The sequence below is a fragment of the Archangium sp. Cb G35 genome (genome assembly GCF_001896145.1).
GTDB lineage: Bacteria > Myxococcota > Myxococcia > Myxococcales > Myxococcaceae > Archangium > Archangium violaceum.
Genome location: NZ_MPOI01000004.1, coordinates 148,313 through 163,201, shown reverse-complemented (window position 1 = coordinate 163,201; position 14,889 = coordinate 148,313). Strand labels below are relative to the sequence as shown.

At 66.8% G+C, this 14,889-nt stretch carries 14 protein-coding genes; 4 read left to right on the top strand and 10 right to left on the bottom strand.

All coding sequences use genetic code 11. The annotated features are described in order from the left end of the window. Positions 1–72 precede the first annotated feature (72 nt). Complete coding sequence (locus BO221_RS14030; protein ID WP_073560966.1) at positions 73–2,799, bottom strand: PD40 domain-containing protein; 2,727 nt, start codon at positions 2,797–2,799, stop codon at positions 73–75. Between the two features lie 165 nt (positions 2,800–2,964). On the opposite strand from BO221_RS14030, the gene BO221_RS14025 reads away from it, so the two are divergent. Genes BO221_RS14025 through BO221_RS14015 form a run of 3 tightly spaced genes read left to right on the top strand, consistent with a single transcriptional unit; the run spans position 2,965 to position 6,330 of the window. After that, complete coding sequence (locus BO221_RS14025) at positions 2,965–3,564, top strand: Isoquinoline 1-oxidoreductase subunit (protein WP_198956127.1); 600 nt, start codon at positions 2,965–2,967, stop codon at positions 3,562–3,564. Further along, positions 3,561–4,022 (top strand): (2Fe-2S)-binding protein, encoded by a 462-nt coding sequence (locus BO221_RS14020; RefSeq protein WP_073561353.1) that lies wholly within the window; start codon positions 3,561–3,563, stop codon positions 4,020–4,022. The genes BO221_RS14025 and BO221_RS14020 overlap by 4 nt, the downstream gene beginning before the upstream one ends. Before the next feature lie 10 nt (positions 4,023–4,032). Then, positions 4,033–6,330, top strand: a complete 2,298-nt coding sequence (locus tag BO221_RS14015) for a molybdopterin cofactor-binding domain-containing protein (RefSeq protein WP_073560964.1) — start codon at positions 4,033–4,035, stop codon at positions 6,328–6,330. Positions 6,331–6,608: 278 nt separating this feature from the next. On the opposite strand, the gene BO221_RS14010 is transcribed toward BO221_RS14015, so the two are convergent. The 7 genes from BO221_RS14010 to BO221_RS13980 all read right to left on the bottom strand — a co-directional run bounded on the left by BO221_RS14010 (position 6,609) and on the right by BO221_RS13980 (position 12,765). Continuing rightward, positions 6,609–7,163: an imm11 family protein gene (locus BO221_RS14010; RefSeq protein ID WP_073560963.1), complete on the bottom strand. Its 555-nt coding sequence runs from the start codon at positions 7,161–7,163 to the stop codon at positions 6,609–6,611. Positions 7,164–7,175: 12 nt separating this feature from the next. Beyond that, the gene (locus BO221_RS14005) at positions 7,176–8,015 is read right to left on the bottom strand and encodes a hypothetical protein (RefSeq protein WP_073560962.1); all 840 of its coding nucleotides are present in this window, start codon (positions 8,013–8,015) and stop codon (positions 7,176–7,178) included. A gap of 31 nt (positions 8,016–8,046) precedes the next feature. After that, a complete protein-coding gene (locus BO221_RS14000; protein WP_073560961.1) occupies positions 8,047–8,430 on the bottom strand; it encodes a DUF4150 domain-containing protein in 384 nt (127 codons plus the stop codon). 10 nt (positions 8,431–8,440) lie between these two features. Continuing rightward, positions 8,441–9,514, bottom strand: a complete 1,074-nt coding sequence (locus BO221_RS13995; protein WP_233165994.1) for a beta-ketoacyl synthase N-terminal-like domain-containing protein — start codon at positions 9,512–9,514, stop codon at positions 8,441–8,443. Beyond that, entirely contained in the window at positions 9,511–10,470 is a 960-nt protein-coding gene (locus BO221_RS13990; RefSeq protein WP_233165992.1) for a DUF2169 domain-containing protein, read from the bottom strand. The genes BO221_RS13995 and BO221_RS13990 overlap by 4 nt, the downstream gene beginning before the upstream one ends. A gap of 79 nt (positions 10,471–10,549) precedes the next feature. Continuing rightward, positions 10,550–11,851: a TIGR02270 family protein gene (locus tag BO221_RS13985; RefSeq protein ID WP_073560959.1), complete on the bottom strand. Its 1,302-nt coding sequence runs from the start codon at positions 11,849–11,851 to the stop codon at positions 10,550–10,552. A gap of 353 nt (positions 11,852–12,204) precedes the next feature. Further along, positions 12,205–12,765: a pyridoxamine 5'-phosphate oxidase family protein gene (locus BO221_RS13980; RefSeq protein ID WP_073560958.1), complete on the bottom strand. Its 561-nt coding sequence runs from the start codon at positions 12,763–12,765 to the stop codon at positions 12,205–12,207. Between the two features lie 209 nt (positions 12,766–12,974). On the opposite strand from BO221_RS13980, the gene BO221_RS13975 reads away from it, so the two are divergent. Further along, on the top strand, positions 12,975–13,262 hold the full coding sequence (locus BO221_RS13975) for a hypothetical protein (RefSeq protein WP_073560957.1): 288 nt from the start codon (positions 12,975–12,977) through the stop codon (positions 13,260–13,262). A gap of 79 nt (positions 13,263–13,341) precedes the next feature. Here BO221_RS13975 and BO221_RS13970 read toward each other — a convergent pair whose 3' ends face one another. Further along, entirely contained in the window at positions 13,342–13,785 is a 444-nt protein-coding gene (locus BO221_RS13970; protein ID WP_073560956.1) for a hypothetical protein, read from the bottom strand. Beyond that, complete coding sequence (locus BO221_RS13965) at positions 13,761–14,636, bottom strand: GrpB family protein (protein WP_073560955.1); 876 nt, start codon at positions 14,634–14,636, stop codon at positions 13,761–13,763. Before BO221_RS13965 ends, BO221_RS13970 begins: the two co-directional genes overlap by 25 nt. Positions 14,637–14,889: the final 253 nt, after the last annotated feature.

Below are 14,889 nucleotides of genomic sequence, written 5' to 3'. Positions count from 1 at the left end.
GCTGAATCGCTGAAGAGCTCGACGGGGGCCGGGTCCTTGGGGACTCGGCCCCCGTTTCATTGCGGGGCAGCCTCAGGGGCCGCTGGGGTTGACCATCCAGTGCGGCAGGTGGTTGGAGGCAGTGAGATCCTGGAAGGGCAGCGCGAAGGCCGGGAAGGAGGGGTCCAATCCCTGGGCCAGCTTGTCCGGATCCACCGCCGCCATCCACAGGAGGGCGAGCCGGGGGTTCTCCGAACCGGCGGCCACCGGCGAGCGCAGGCCGTACATGCGGGTCGACGCGAACACCACCCACATCACCCGGGTACTACCCACCGGGCCTTGCCCCACGCTGGGGTTCCAATTCGGGCGGCTGTTGGTCAGGTTCACCGAAGTGCCATCCAGGAAGCCAGGAGCATTGGCGCGCGCCAGCTCCACCGGGGCCGAGCTGGCGTGCAACAGCGCGGCCCACAACCGGGCGGAAGGATCGCTGTCCGAGTTGCAGTCCATATGCGCCTCGGCCGTGCCGGGGCAGGTGGACTCGTTGTAGACGAGGAAGGACGAGTCGGGCGCGATGGCCGGGCCATAGCGGTTCTTCCCACTCTGCGACGGCACCACCGTCACCGGCTCGCTCCAGGAGCCGCCCGGCTGCGCCATCACCGCCTTGATGGCGCCCTTGAAGCCGCGCTGGTTGGTCCCGGCAATCCCCATGGACATGTAGGCGATCGTCTGGCCATCCGGGCTCCAGTCGGGGTGGTTGGCGGGGTTGCTCTTGGTGCCGGTGTTGGGGATGTCGCCCAGGATGGCGGCGGTGGTGCCATCGAAGAGCCGCAGGTTGTAGCTGGTGGCACCGCTATCGGCGTAGACGCCAACGAACGTCGTGCTGTCCGGGTTCCACGACTGGAACATGCTCAACTTCGTGCCACCCTGCGCGAACGGAACCTTGGAGGTGGACGTGAAGGTCGTCAGATCCACCAGGGCGAGCCGGCCATCGTTCTGCCCGTTGACCTCGACCACCATCTTCCTTCCGTCGCGGCTCACCGCATGGCAGCCCACGCAAGCCACACTGGTGGCATTGACGTTGCTGGCCCTGAACAGGGGGACGAGGCTGCGCGGAGGTGGACTGGAGAAGTCATAGCGCATGAGGCCGGTGCCGCCCACCGTGGAGAAGTAGGACAGCGTGCCCTCCAACGAGGACTGGGAGATGAGGAGGGAGATGGGCTCGGAAACGCCCACCGAGCTGGTGCCCGACTGCTCCGTGGCCCGCAGGACGACCTGCACGGGCTGGCCTCCCCGGTTGCTCTCGGCCACGAAGCCCCAGATCTCCTGCGAGGGCGTATAGATGCAGCCGCGGCTCACGCCCGAGGGCAGCACGAAGCCGCTCGGCAGGGAGCAGCGCAGGTAGACGCGCACGTCGGTGATGCCGTTGCTGAAGGCCAGCTCGAACAGATCGTTGGCGGCGGGCCCGGGGAGGAAGTGGATCTCCCCCTTCTCCAGGTTGGGGGGCAGCAACGTGCCGCTGGTGGGATAGAGGATCCGCGGCGTGCGCGTGGCGTCCACGGCTCCGTCGAACCGCGTCTCCGGCGCCGCCGGCAAGGGGCCGGAGCTGGTGTCCGCGATCCGGTGCGCGAGCTTCACGGTGAGCGAGGTGGAGGCGAACAGGGAGCCCACCTGGGCGCGCACGGTGCCGATGCCACCCACCGAGGTGCCCGAGGTGAAGGTGACTCCGAGGAAGGAGCCCAGCCGCGTGTTGTCGATGCGCAGGTCCGCCTGGGCCGTCACGTCCTCGGTGTGCCCATCCGAGAAGGTACCGGTGACGGTGAACGCCTGGGTGGCACCCGAGCTCCCCTGGACGACGAGCAGGACGTTGCCGGGAGTGATCGTGATCGATCGCAGGACCACGCACGCTGGACCATCGCAGTCCGGGTCATCGCAGTCCTTCTTCGTGTCGCCATCGTTGTCCACGCCATCACCGCACAGGGACTCGGTCCTGACGCCCTCCTGGCAGAGGCAGCCCGTGCCGCACGCCTGGCCGTCGCAATCCGGATCCGCGCAGTCGAACGCCAGGTCGCCATCGTCATCGAGGCCATCACCGCAGCGCAGCTCCGAGGACGGCAGACAGGCACCGCTGACGCACCACTCGGACGCGCCGCAGGCATTGTTACACCTGCCACAGTGGGCCGGGTCCTTCATCAGATCGAAGTCCTCGTCCACCTGGCCATCGCAGTCGTCATCCGAGCCATTGCAGCGCTCCAGGGTGTTGCTGGTGACGTCGCTGCACACCGCCGCGCCCGAAGCGTTGCAGACGAACTCTCCCTCGGCGCACAGGTCCAGGTCCTTGCCATCGCAGGACTCGCCCGTGTGGAAGTCCTCGTCCACCTCACCGTCACAGTCGTCATCACTCAGGTTGCAGATCTCCACCGAGTCCGCGGTGGTATCGCTGCAAGCAGTGCCTCCATCGGCGCCGCAGACCACCTGCCCTTCCTGGCACTGGTCGCTGTCCGGCCCGTCGCAGGCCGCACCGAGCGCGAAGTCCTCGTCCACTTCGCCATCGCAGTCGTCATCCACGCCATTGCACAGCTCGGCGGTGGGCTCGCAGCCCCCAGCATCCGAGCCGCCCGTGCCGGCATCTCCCGCGTCCGGAGAATCGCCAGACCCCCCATCACCTCCATCGGGTTGGCCCGCATCATCCGGGGTCGTGGAAATCCCTGAGTCCGGAGTGCCGGGCGGCCCCGAGGGAGGATCGCAGGCGGTGAGGCCGGGCACCGCGAGTGCCATCATCAAGACGAAGAAGAGAGAGCGGAACGCTGCGGAGATACTCATGGTTCTCGTGTGACCGTCCTTCCGCGACAGCGGGTGAATAGAGCGCGTGACCTTTCTCACAACTCTTCCCTGGAGGACTGACATTTGGAGTACCTTGCAGTGGCTTTGAGAACGACCACGAAGCCGTACGTCCGTCTCTGTGCGTCCGCCCTCGTCCTCGTGGCGATGGGTTGTGGCCGGCGTCAGCCCTCACCGTCGCCGTCCGAGATGCTTCCCCAGGTTGGCCCCTCCGAGCTGCGCGCCCCCGAGGCGTTCGGCGTCATCACGGACAAGACCGACCGCTCCCGCGCGCTGTTCCTGGAGGCCAGCCGGGTGTTCCTCCATCCGCGGTGCGCGAACTGCCATCCCGATGGAAACTCGCCGTACCAGCGGACCGGGTGGCAGCTGCACGATCCGCCCGTGCAGCGAGGACCCGAGGATCGCGGCATCGCCGGCATGGAGTGCACGAGCTGCCACCAGGACCGCAACGCGGAGCTCTCCCGGGTGCCCGGGGCGCCGAACTGGCACGTCGCTCCCCTGTCGATGGCCTGGGTGGGCCGGACGCCCCGCCAGGTGTGCGAGCAGCTGAAGGATCCGGCCCGCAATGGCGGCAAGACGCTGGCGCAGATCGTCGAGCACAACGCGCACGATGAGCTGGTGGGCTGGGGCTGGAAGCCCGGCGCGGATCGCGAACCGGCACCGGGAACGCAGGAGCGTTTCGGCGCCATCGTGGCGGCATGGGTGGAAACGGGCGCGGAGTGCCCGAGCGAGGAGGCACGGCCATGAGCATTCGAGTCCGTATCAATGGCGTCGAGAAGGAGCTCGACGTCGATCCCGAGATGCCGCTGCTCTGGGCGCTGCGTGACGTGCTCGGCCTCACGGGCACGAAGTATGGCTGCGGCGAGGCGCTGTGCGGCGCGTGCACCGTGCACCTCGACGGCCAGACGGTGCGAGCCTGCGTGACGCCCATCCGCCGCGCGGACGGGCACTCGGTGACCACCATCGAGGGACTGTCGCCGGACGGCAACCACCCGCTGCAGCGCGCCTGGGTGGACCTGGGCGTTCCGCAGTGCGGGTTCTGCCAGGCGGGACAGATCATGTGCGCGGCGGCCCTGCTCGAGAAGAAGCCGAAGCCCACCGACGCCGAGATCGATCATTCGCTGGCGGGCAACCTGTGCCGGTGTGGCACGTACACGCGCATCCGCGCGGCCGTGAAGAAGGCCGCGGGAATGTCCGAGGAATAGGGAGGACGCGATGAGCAAGCACACGTTGATGGCCCGGCGGACCTTCCTGGCCGGGATGAACCTCGCCGTGGGCGGACTCGCCATCGGCTTCTTCTCCAGCGACAGCCTCGCGGACGAGCCCACCGGGAAGCTCTCGGGCCCCAAGCCGAAGACAAGCTCCCAGGCCGAGGAGAACTCCGCCCGGGGGCTGAACCCGAACGTCTTCGTGCACGTGGCGCCCGACGGACTGGTGACGATCGTCTGTCACCGCTCGGAGATGGGCCAGGGCATCCGCAGCTCGCTGCCCGTGCTGATCGCCGACGAGCTCGGCGCGGAGATGGCGCGGGTGAAGATCGTCCAGGCGGACGGAGATCCGGTCTACGGAGATCAGAACACGGACGGCTCCAACAGCGTCCGCGGCATCTACGAGGACATGCGCCGGGTGGGAGCCACCGCGCGCACCATGCTGGTGGCGGCCGCGGCGAAGCGCTGGAAGGTGTCCCCGGACACCTGCGAGGCCAGCGGCCACGTCGTGCTCCACCGCCCGAGCCAGCGCAAGCTGGGCTTCGGAGAGCTGGCGCTCGAGGCGGGCAAGCTGGCGGTGCCCAAGCCGGCGGACGTCAAGCTCCGGCCGAAGAACGAGCTGCGCAACGTGGGCAAGCCGCTGCCGCTGATCGACGGGCCGGCCTACGTGAACGGGAGCGCGGTGTTCGGCGCCGACATCCGGCTGCCGGGCATGCTGACGGCGGTGATCGCCCGGCCGCCGATCGTGGGAGCCAGGGTGGTGAAGTACGACGCCAGCCGCGCGCTCGCGGTCCCCGGGGTGAAGCGCGTCATCGAGCTGCCGGCGCCGAAGGCCCCGTACGCGTTCCAGACCTGGGGAGGCATCGCCGTCCTCGCGGAGAACACCTGGGCGGCGATGAAGGGCCGCGCCGCGCTGGAGATCATCTGGGACGAGGGCGAGAACGCGACGTACGACTCGGAGCAGTACCGCAAGACGCTGAGCGCGTCCGTGGCGTCGCCGGGCACGGTGCTGCGCAGCGTGGGAGACGCCGAGGCGGCACTGAGCAAGGCGGCGCGGGTGATCGAGGCCGAGTACCACGTGCCGCACCTGTCGCACGCGCCGATGGAGCCGCCGGTGGCGCTGGCACGGGTGGAGGGAGGCACGTGTGAAATCTGGGCGCCCACGCAGCACCCGCAGGCGGCGCGCGGGACGGCGGCCCAGGCGCTGGGACTGCCCCCTGAGAAGGTCACGGTGCACGTGACGTTCCTGGGCGGTGGCTTCGGGCGCAAGTCCAAGGCGGACTTCATCTCCGAGGTGGTGCTGCTCGCGAAGGAGGCGGGCGTGCCGGTGCGCGTGCAGTGGACGCGCGAGGACGACATCCGCAACGACTACTACCACTCCGTGAGCGCGCAGCGCCTGACAGCGGGCCTGGACGACAAGGGCAAGGTGGTGGCCTGGAGGCACCGCACCGCGTTCCCGCCGATCGCCTCGACCTTCGCGCCCGTGAACCGGCCGTCCCTGGGGGACTTGCAGCAGGGCGTGTTGGACCTGGGAATCGGGGTGCCCAACATCCGCGCGGAGGCGTGCGAGGCCAATGCCCACGTGCGCATCGGCTGGTTGCGGTCCGTGTACAACATCTTCCACGCGTTCTCGGTCAACTCGTTCATCGACGAGATCGCCCACGCCCGGGGCGAGGATGCGCGGGACGTGCTGCTGGAGGTGCTCGGGCCGCCGCGGGTGATGAAGACGGTGCAGGAGCTGGGCATCGAGAAGCTCTCCAACTACGGCCAGCCTCTGGAGAAGCATCCCGTGAACGTGGCCCGCCTGCGGGGCGTCATCGAGCGGGTGACGGAGCTGTCGAGGTGGAGCGACCGGAAGAAGGAAGGCCGGGCGCTGGGCCTGGCGGCGCACCGGAGCTTCCTGTCCTACGTGGCGGTGGTCGCGTCGGTGGTGCGCAACCCGGACGGCAAGATCGCGGTGGACGAGGCGTGGATCGTGGTGGATGCCGGCACGGTGATCAATCCGGATCGTGTGAAGGCCCAGATGGAGGGCTCTATCATCTTCGGCACGAGCATCGCGCTGTACAGCGGCATCACGATGAAGGGAGGCGCGGTCGAGCAGTCGAACTTCCGCGACTACCGGCTCGCGCGCATCGGCGAGGCGCCGCGGAAGATCCACGTGGAGATCGTTCCCAGCGAGGAGGCACCGGGAGGCATTGGCGAGCCGGGTGTGCCGCCGGTGGCACCGGCCATCGCGAACGCCGTCTTCGCGCTCACGGGAACACGCGTGCGCGAGCTGCCGATCGCCAAGGCGCTCAAGGCCTGACGCCGGGCCCCCCTGCTCTTCCCTTCTCCGACGGGTTCGAATCCCGTCGGGGACACACAAATCGGGGCCGGAAGCCGCTGGAATCCTAGCTGAACGGGGCCTCGCGTGGGGGCTCCAGCACCTTCCCATCGGGCGTACCGGTGCGGAACACCTGCCCCACCGGGTCCCGTCCCCTTCACCTCGCGCGATTAGATCTGCGGCTCAAGGCCCGCGTCGAAGAGCGCGAGTCTCAGCCCCCAGCTACACCTTCAGCGCCGCCCGTCCTTCACGTCCACCAGCTAGAAGCGGTGCGCGTCGCTCCAGCCCTCGGCGGGCTTAAGCGAGACCCCGGGCAGATCCCGGAGGGCCTCGGCCACGTCCTCGGAAACGAGGATTAGCTCAGGGTATTCGTGAAGGCGCAGGACCTTGAGCCCCTTGATCGCGGACATGTCCAGAGCGAGTGACTGGATGCGTGTGATGCGCTTGCGCCACTCCTTGAACTGGGAGCGCTCTCGGTCCATGCACGCGAGCCGGCCGATGACGTTGATGACGAAGTACTCCTCGATTCGTTTGCCAGACGGCTCCACCATCTCCAGCGGGTAGAACTCCACGTTGTCCACCCCGGCGGCCTTCAGCCGGTCCCGCATGCGCTGCGAGCAAAAGAAGGCAGGGACCTCCGTGAAGAAATCCGGGTAGACATCGCGCGGCTCTTCAATCTTGAGCTTGAGCCCGGAAGGATTGTCGTCCGGCTCCAGGAGCTTTCCCATCATCCACTTGGCATCATGGCCGGGATTCTCGTCCGAGAAGGACGCCATGAATGCGTACTCGCGGTTCTCTTCCAACACGAAGTACACGGCTAGTCCTTTCTAGAGGGGGCCGATGTCCAACGACAGGTTCTGCCCATTCGTCGGCTGGCCTCCAGCTCCGGGGTACCCCTTGTTCTCGACCCTTTGCCTCTTATTCTTCTCGGCATTATTCACGTAGAAGTCCGTATGACTGCCCGTCTTGCCGTACAAACTCTGGGCGATCCGCAGGTGCTCGGGGTGGCACTTCCAGACGCCCTGGACCACCTGGTTGAAGGCGTGGTTCACGACCCCTTCGCTCAGTTCCTTCAGGCCGTCCTCGAAATCCTGCATGCTCTCCTGTTCACAGGTGTCCGGGTCGTAGGCAAGGCCCAGCATCCTGGCATAGAGGGCATCACTCAACTTGAAATACTCCCCGCGGTGGCGCCCGAGGTGGAGCTGCAGAGGATGGCCCAGGTCAATGGAGACCCAGTAGCTCTTGTACTCCTTCTTCACCCCGCTGGGCCAGGAGGCCGTTGGGTCTGCATTGGGCGCGACATTACCATGGCGGTCAGGGAGCTGGATGATGTTGGAAGGCTGGTTGGCCTTGAACCCCACCTTATTGAGGAAGTGGTTGAGCCGCACGCACCTATCCTTGTTTTCTTTGATGAAGCTGGTGAAGGCAAGGCAGTGGTGGCCCTCGGTGGGGTACGGTGGAGGACTCGCGTTGGGGTAGATGGCCATGCGCTTCGCGTCCCCCCACGCAAAGACGCCAACCATGCTCTTATCGCGCTCCCACCCGTTCTTGGAAACGGTCTTCTCGATTTGCTCCTTCTTGGGGTCCTTGTGCTTATTGTTGCAGATGACGCACTTGCCCTCAGCCTGTGTGGCGTTGGCTACGGTAACGGACTCGCCCATCTCCATGAGGTCACCTCCCGCTCGGACGTGGCACACCTCAGCCCATGATGTTCTTCTTGTTGTGGAAGAGCGGGTCCCCCAGCCGGCACACGTTCTTCCCCTCGAACTTCACGTCAAAGGAGTACATCATGAACTCCGCCGGGCCCTTGGTGGAACTGCTCATGACGCCGCCACCCGCGGTGCCAGCCTCGTCGCCTGCGGTCACCTTGTACTGGGCGCCCTTCACCATGGGCATCTTTCCGTTCACGGTCACCTTCTTCGGCCCCTTGGACGCATCCGAGGACTTGCCGATGTTGGGATAGGGAATGGGGACGGGCCCACCGGGGCTAGGCGTCTTGCACACGTCCGGGAAGACGATGCTCTGCCCGCCACCATCCTCGGTCGCGACGCCTCGTCCGTTGGCGAATACCTTGCTGCCCATCGTGCACCTCCTACTGTGTCACCGCCTGAATCATCACCGCCGCCCGCTGCTCGCGATCCGAAGAGGACCAGACCAGGCAGGGCCCTTGCCGATACCCCCTCTGAAGCCCTACCGCACCCAGTGCCAACATAGCGGGGCCCAATGCCGCTCCCATGTCCCCAGTGTACTCGGCCGGGTGCTCCAACCGGAAGCCAAGCTCGAAGTGCTGCGAGTTCCGGAGGTAGGCGACCCCCCATTCCTTCGCCCAGAAGCTCTCACCATTGAGCCCCGCATACACGCAACGGACCTTGGTGCGTGGAACGGGCAGGCGCTCGAAGAGCTGGCGGAAGGACTGCGCCAGCCCCTCTCCCAGGTAGGGCTCCGAACTGTAGCGATGCCCCGGCTCCTGTCCCGTACCTACGCTGGTGATGCGAGCCATGGGGGCGCGATCCTGCCGCCCGGCCTCACGCGCCCTCTTCAGGAGCAGAAAGGCCGCGCCCTCCCCGGGAATGAAGCCATCCGTGAGACGATCCTGCGCCTTGAGCCGCTCCTCCGAATCCAGCTTCGCCAGGAGGAAGGCGTCCCAGTAGGTGTCCACACCGCCTACCAGCACCTGCTCGGCCCGGCGCGTGGCGAGCAACTCCAATGCGAGTTGCACCGCCACCAGGCCCCCAGCCCGCCCCTGCCGCACCACCTGGCTGGCGGACAAAGCCAGTCCCACACGCGACTGCACCGCCAGATGCTCCAGAAAAGCCGCGCCCACGGGCTCTCCCCACGGGTAGGACTCAGAAAGGGCCAGAATCAGGGGGAGTGGCCTCTCGCTCCCCGCAGCCGCCTCCTGGAGCGCTCCGGCGGCCAGCAGCACCATGCGGCGGTGACGCGAAGTCATCCCCCTCATGGAGTCGAGCAGTTCCCCATCCAACGGGGGGAGATACTCGTCCTCCACCAGTCCGGCGATCAGCGGCCTGAGCTGGCTGTCGCGCAACCGCGTCTCGCGCACCCGTGAGATGCCGGCCCGGATGGCAGCGGCCGCAGTGCGCGCGGTCAGCCCCACCGGCGTCACCATGCCCGCTCCCATGATGTCCGCAGCAGGGAGCATCGTCATTCCTCCACTCCTTGCAGTGACTTCACCTGGAAGTGAGCACTCTGCACCTTCAGCGCCTGCTTGTCGCACCCTACCGAGCCCCTCCACGTAAGGCACACCTGCCCCTCCTCGGGCTCCAACAACACAGTCTCCAGCCTCAGTGGTGGGTGCTCGGACCGACCTGCGATGCGCACCGTGACACCCAGCTCGCATTTCGGTAGTGCGAAGCGGTGCGACCCCTGCGGTGACACGTTGGAGAGTTCTACCGGCTCTCCTCCTTTAAGCCTTTCTGGCACGCACAGCGCCGCGGGTGCGAGGTGGAAGAACTCCGGCCGGAAGTCTCGTGGCAGGTAGGGCGCGCGCGTGGCCTGCCATTGCTCGTCATATGTGCCCGCAAACCTCTTGCGCGGCTGCCAGGCGGGGGCTACGGGTCCCACTCCCACTGGCTCGGGCGTGTCCGAGGTAGAGCTGATGAGCTTGTGGGGATCCTCCAGGTTTGGGAGCGAACGACCCACCATCTCAGAGGCACTCCGCTTGCCGCGAAAGCCTTGTCCCACGGGATTGCGCTCCTCGCCCAGCACCCTCCGATCCTCAAGTACCTGCGTCCCGCCGAAGGCCCGCTCCCAGACGAGCGGCATGCGCGTAAACGGCTCGGGAGATGAGATTTGTGGCGAGAACACTCCGCCCGTCCACTCGCGATCGCCGAAGATCTGCAGCACCTGCCGCGCCGAGCCCACCCTCACGGACACCAAGCAGGCCTCCGTCGGTCTGCCACGTGGTGCATGCGCTGCTCCCAACAGAAGCACATCCGTGCCTGGTTTCAGCAGGTGTGCCTCGCTGGCGTACTTCAAGCTCGACTGCCCTGGCTCACCCCAGTATTCGTCCGCCATAACGAGGGTGCGCTGCTGCGGGGCCACGGTCAGAGTGTTGCCGCGTAGAGCGAACGTGGCTTTCACAACCACATAGAGGGTGTCCACACCCCGCTCATCCGGGAACAGGAACATGCCCGGGTTGAAGGGGGTCTCGTTGTGCACTTGCAGCATGGTGCCCCCGGTGTCAGCTGCTGAAGGTCTGCGCTAGGAGTCGTATCGACATGCGCTCGCACACGGCCCCAGCCCGAGCCAGTTCCGCACGCTGCCGCGCGGTGAATGCAAAGGTCTGCACCTGGTGCGAGCCCTGCGTACGCAGAGCCAGCTCCAGCGCGTGCACGCATCGTCGGCGCATTGGCCCCAGCGTCAGCGCCTCCAGTAGGACGGCACCACTGAAGGGTCTGCCGCCCAGGTAGCGCGTGCTCCACGAGAAGTCCTTGCGCACACGCTTCCACCAGTCGGCCACTGCCGCACATGCAGGAACCGGTAGCTCGTCCTCCGGCCTGAGCGACAGGTCCGCGTCCAGGTCCTCCTCCAGTGGCGGGAGCGAGTCCTCTTCCCCTTCGACATCCAGGACATATGCGCCCTCGAGTACCAGCCCGGTGATGGCGCTGAAGGCCTCACCTGCCAGCCGGGCCTCGGACGGTTGCTGCTCCATCAGTTCCAGGCAAACATCCACAGCGGATGCTCTTCCGGTAAATCCCAGAGCCCAGAGCACGTCCTCACGTACCGTCTCATCCCCCACAAGGGCCACCAACCGCTCAATGTCCTTGTCCTCCCCGCACACCGCAAGGAGGACTCGCGCCGCGCGTGCATCCCCCCCCCCCCGGCCCTCGGCCTCCTTCCTGCATGCGTCCCAGGCCATGCGCCTCCCGAACAGCAGGCCAGTCTCAATGGCCGCGAAGCGTACCTCCGGACGATTGTCAGCGAGCAACCGAGGCAGCATCACGTCCCGCCCAGGCGACTCCAGGCTCCTCAGTGCCGCCGCCACCACTCGCCCATCCTCGTGGCCCAGCAGTTCCAGCGCGGCGCCACGCGGTACGGCATTGCGGAAGGCAAGCACCTCCAAAACCAACGCCTGCCCTTTTGCCTCATGCCTCTTCAACAGCGCCACCAACGCGTCATCCAGCCCGGGTCGCTCGCTGAGTTCCAGTGCGCGCCGAACGGCGGCCTGTATCGATGGGGATGCCGCCGCTCCCGTCGCCAGTACCATCTCCAGTGTGGCTGGCGAGGATTCAGCAATGGACGCAAACGCAGCAGCAAACACTTCCCCGGAGTCCTCCCTCTCCAGAGCCGACTTCAGCAGCGACTCAGCTACCGGCTCACCTCCGAGTATCAGCCCGTCCAGGTGCGCCAGCAGACGCTCCTCCAACTCCGCGAGCTCTTCCAGGTCGAAGCTGGGTCCGCGCAGCGCCCGCTCCCACTGGAGCAGTAGGAAGGACGCTTCAGACAGGTGCTCCTCAATGACATCCATCATCGGCAGGCGCATGCCTCAGTTCACCTGTGCCGCGCTGCGCTCAAGCTGGGCGAATGTATTCATGTCATCCCCTCAAGTGCCTGCTGGATGCTGCAGTCCCCCTGTGCCCCGAGTCCCTGGCCCCTTCCAGCAGCCCAACATCTTCGGTCGGTGCCGTCAAGAGAACGGAACCTCGGCTCCTCACGCGCGGTTTCCGGCCTTGGTGTTTTCAGGCTCCTGCTCGTCGAGCGGAGCAACTGGTTCCGCATCCTCGGCGACCCGGAGGAGCTGGTGCCTCCTCCTCGCCCGGGGCCGCCGCTGCGGAGAAGCGGAAGCGGGAGCAGCGTGCCCGCCGCGGGCCAGGGCCGCGTGCCCATTCCCCGAAGTCAGGTCCCTTCGTCGAAGAGGCCGGTCGGCAGCCCGTCGAGGCTGCGCGTGTTCTTCTGGCGCCGGTAGGCGTCGAGCCCCTCCGGGCCCTTGGCCTCGGCCCACTTCGTGAGCGTGGGGCGCTCGCCTTCGTATTCGTACAGCGGCACGCCATAGCCGCACGAGGTCTGCACGAGCTCGATGTCGAGCAGGATGAGCTGCCGCGCACCGAGTGGCTCCACGCCGCCGAAGTCGGAGGCGAGCAGCCGCGTGTATTCCTCACCGCCGCGGCGCAGGGCCCGGCCACGGCCGTAGAGGCGCAGAATCATGGGCGGCCCCTCGAAGGCGCAGAACATGAGGGTCAGCCGCCCGTCCGCGARCAGGTGCGCGGCCGTCTCGTTGCCGCTGCCGGTGAGGTCGAGGTACGCGGCTGCCCTGTCTCCGAGCACCCGGAGTGCGTCGAGCCCCTTGGGTGAGAGATTCACGTGTCCGGTGGGCGCGGCGGACGCGGTGAAGAACACCCGCTGGCGCTGGATGAACTCACGGTGGGCGGGCTCGAGCTGGGGAAACTGTTTCGCCATGTGGGACGAACCTCCACCGGCAGGTTATTCCGTCCGCCCGCGTCCTGGCTCAGGGGATGACGCGTATGGGGAATCCGCGACAGTGAACCCTCGTACCTTCGGCCTCGCGCACCCATTCGCGCGGGGCCGGTCCATTTCCTTCCACCTGGGGCAGACCCTCTCGTTTAACGTGGCCCGCGCAGTGCCCACCCAAGGAGACACATCACGTTATGCGCAAGGCAATCATCGCGGGGTTGATGGCAGCGGGGATGCTGGCGGGTTGTGGAGGCACCACGGCCGATGGAACCGGAGGGGCGCAGATCCTGTGCGCCGACGGCACCGCGTGCACCGGTTCCGCTGACGAGTGTGCGACGAAGTGCGGCCAGTCCGATGGCACGAAGCACGCTCAAATGTTCAGCATGACTTGTTGCGACGGCTACGAATGCAGCACCCCCGGCTCTCCGTCCATCTGCCTCGACTTCTGCAGGAACTACCACGAAGGCGACTGGTGCTCGTAAACCGCTCGTTCTGACCATGCGGCGGCCCGCCCCGGGCTTTCAGGGCGGACCGCTGTGCTTCACCCGCCGAGGCCGAGCTTCAGAAGCTCACGCCCGTCTGGATTTGCGGCGAGAAGCTCACCGTGGCGCTGCTCCCGGGCGCCCCGAGGACGAAGAACGGCAGATCCAACTCGGCGAACCACTTGAACTTTCCCAAGGGGAAGAGGCCGAAGTTCACGAGGGGAATCAACCCCAGGTTGAAGGGAACACCCTCGCCAACCTGCACGGCGGCGCGAAGGCCGGTCGCGAAGGAGCCGCAGTTGTAGATGACGCCGGGATCCACCACGAAGGACGTGCTGGCCCTGGCCGAAGTCCCGCCATCGGCGAACTGCCAGGTCGTGTAACCGACGCCCTCGAGATCAATCGCCCAGCGCTCATCCAGCTTGATGGTGACGCCGGACGCGATGCCAAGCTGGAGGAAGTCCGCGCCAATCGCGGTGGTGCCACCCGTGGCGATCTTCACCATGGGCACGGCGAGCCCCACGTGACCTCCGAGGCGTGGCCAGGTGGACGAGTCCTCCGCGCCTGATTGCGTGGAAGAACCGCCCGTCCCTTCGTCCGCGTGGCCGTACAGCCAGCTCCGTGTCTCGCCTTCCTCGGCCGGTGCGCTCGCGAAGGCCTGACAGGGAACGATGGCCGCCACCACGAGCAGCAGGGAGCGCCAGTGAGAGACAGAATGGGAACCCAGCCCGGAAATGCGCATCGTTTTTCTCCTGGGTCAGAGGTGGAGTTGCATCCTCGATGGAGCGCGGCGTTCGCGATGGGCCCGTGGGTGTCTACCCGGATGCCGGACTCGGGCGGGAACATGGGAACCCCGGGGCGCTCGTGCCATGCATCCGCCGGGTAGGGCCTTGTGGCGCGTGCGACACTCCGCTCGCGATCCTCCGGGTGGGCGATGAGCCAGTCCCGCAGCAGGCGGTGCCGGATGGCCTCCGGGCAATCGGGGCTCCAGATGTGGATGTTCGCGCGCGGCGAGTCGCAGCGGGCGAACCGGTGCTCGTGGAAGACCGGCTCCCGGAACAGCACGGGGAAGCCCGCGGCCTCCAGGGCCGGGCGGTAGGCGTCCTCGTCCCTCGAGTCGGGAACGGTGAGGTCGATGTCGATGATCGGCTTGGCGGGCAGGCCCGGCACCGCGGTGGAGCCGACGTGCTCGATCGATAGGGCGACGCCGCCGAGCGCAGCGCGGATGCGCGCGGCGAGCTCCTCGAATGCATCGGGCCAGGCCGGGTCGTACGGCACCACCTCGATGTGCTCGCTCTTCGGCGGGTGAACGAAGTACTCGACGCCGTTCGGGTCGTACTCGTGATTGCGGACGATCTCCGCTGCGCTGGCCATGGCGGCCGAGTGTAGTGAAGGTCTTCAACAATCCCTCTATCCTGCTTATACGCAAAATTCCCACCTGCCTGAAAAACAGGAACCTCGTCCGTTCCGTCGAGGGAGTTCTCATTTTTTTTGGATGGTCCCCCACCCGAACTCTCCTTCTTTTCAGGAAAGCCTTTTTCCGGCCCTTACTGGCGGGGCCGTGCCGCGTGCGGGTGAGAAGAATCATGAGGATCCCGACGGCTAATGCCAGACGCCCGAGGGGCGT

Bases quoted from the DNA above. Each gene is read 5' to 3' on its own strand.
- BO221_RS14015 (WP_073560964.1), top strand. From the start codon at position 4,033: ATGAGCAAGCACACGTTGATGGCCCGGCGGACCTTCCTGGCCGGGATG.
- BO221_RS13965 (WP_073560955.1), bottom strand. From the start codon at position 14,636: ATGGCCAGCGCAGCGGAGATCGTCCGCAATCACGAGTACGACCCGAAC.
- BO221_RS13985 (WP_073560959.1), bottom strand. From the start codon at position 11,851: ATGCGCCTGCCGATGATGGATGTCATTGAGGAGCACCTGTCTGAAGCG.
- BO221_RS14020 (WP_073561353.1), top strand. From the start codon at position 3,561: ATGAGCATTCGAGTCCGTATCAATGGCGTCGAGAAGGAGCTCGACGTC.
- BO221_RS14030 (WP_073560966.1), bottom strand. From the start codon at position 2,799: ATGAGTATCTCCGCAGCGTTCCGCTCTCTCTTCTTCGTCTTGATGATG.
- BO221_RS13995 (WP_233165994.1), bottom strand. From the start codon at position 9,514: ATGACGATGCTCCCTGCTGCGGACATCATGGGAGCGGGCATGGTGACG.
- BO221_RS14025 (WP_198956127.1), top strand. From the start codon at position 2,965: ATGGGTTGTGGCCGGCGTCAGCCCTCACCGTCGCCGTCCGAGATGCTT.
- BO221_RS14005 (WP_073560962.1), bottom strand. From the start codon at position 8,015: ATGGAGATGGGCGAGTCCGTTACCGTAGCCAACGCCACACAGGCTGAG.
- BO221_RS13975 (WP_073560957.1), top strand. From the start codon at position 12,975: ATGCGCAAGGCAATCATCGCGGGGTTGATGGCAGCGGGGATGCTGGCG.
- BO221_RS14000 (WP_073560961.1), bottom strand. From the start codon at position 8,430: ATGGGCAGCAAGGTATTCGCCAACGGACGAGGCGTCGCGACCGAGGAT.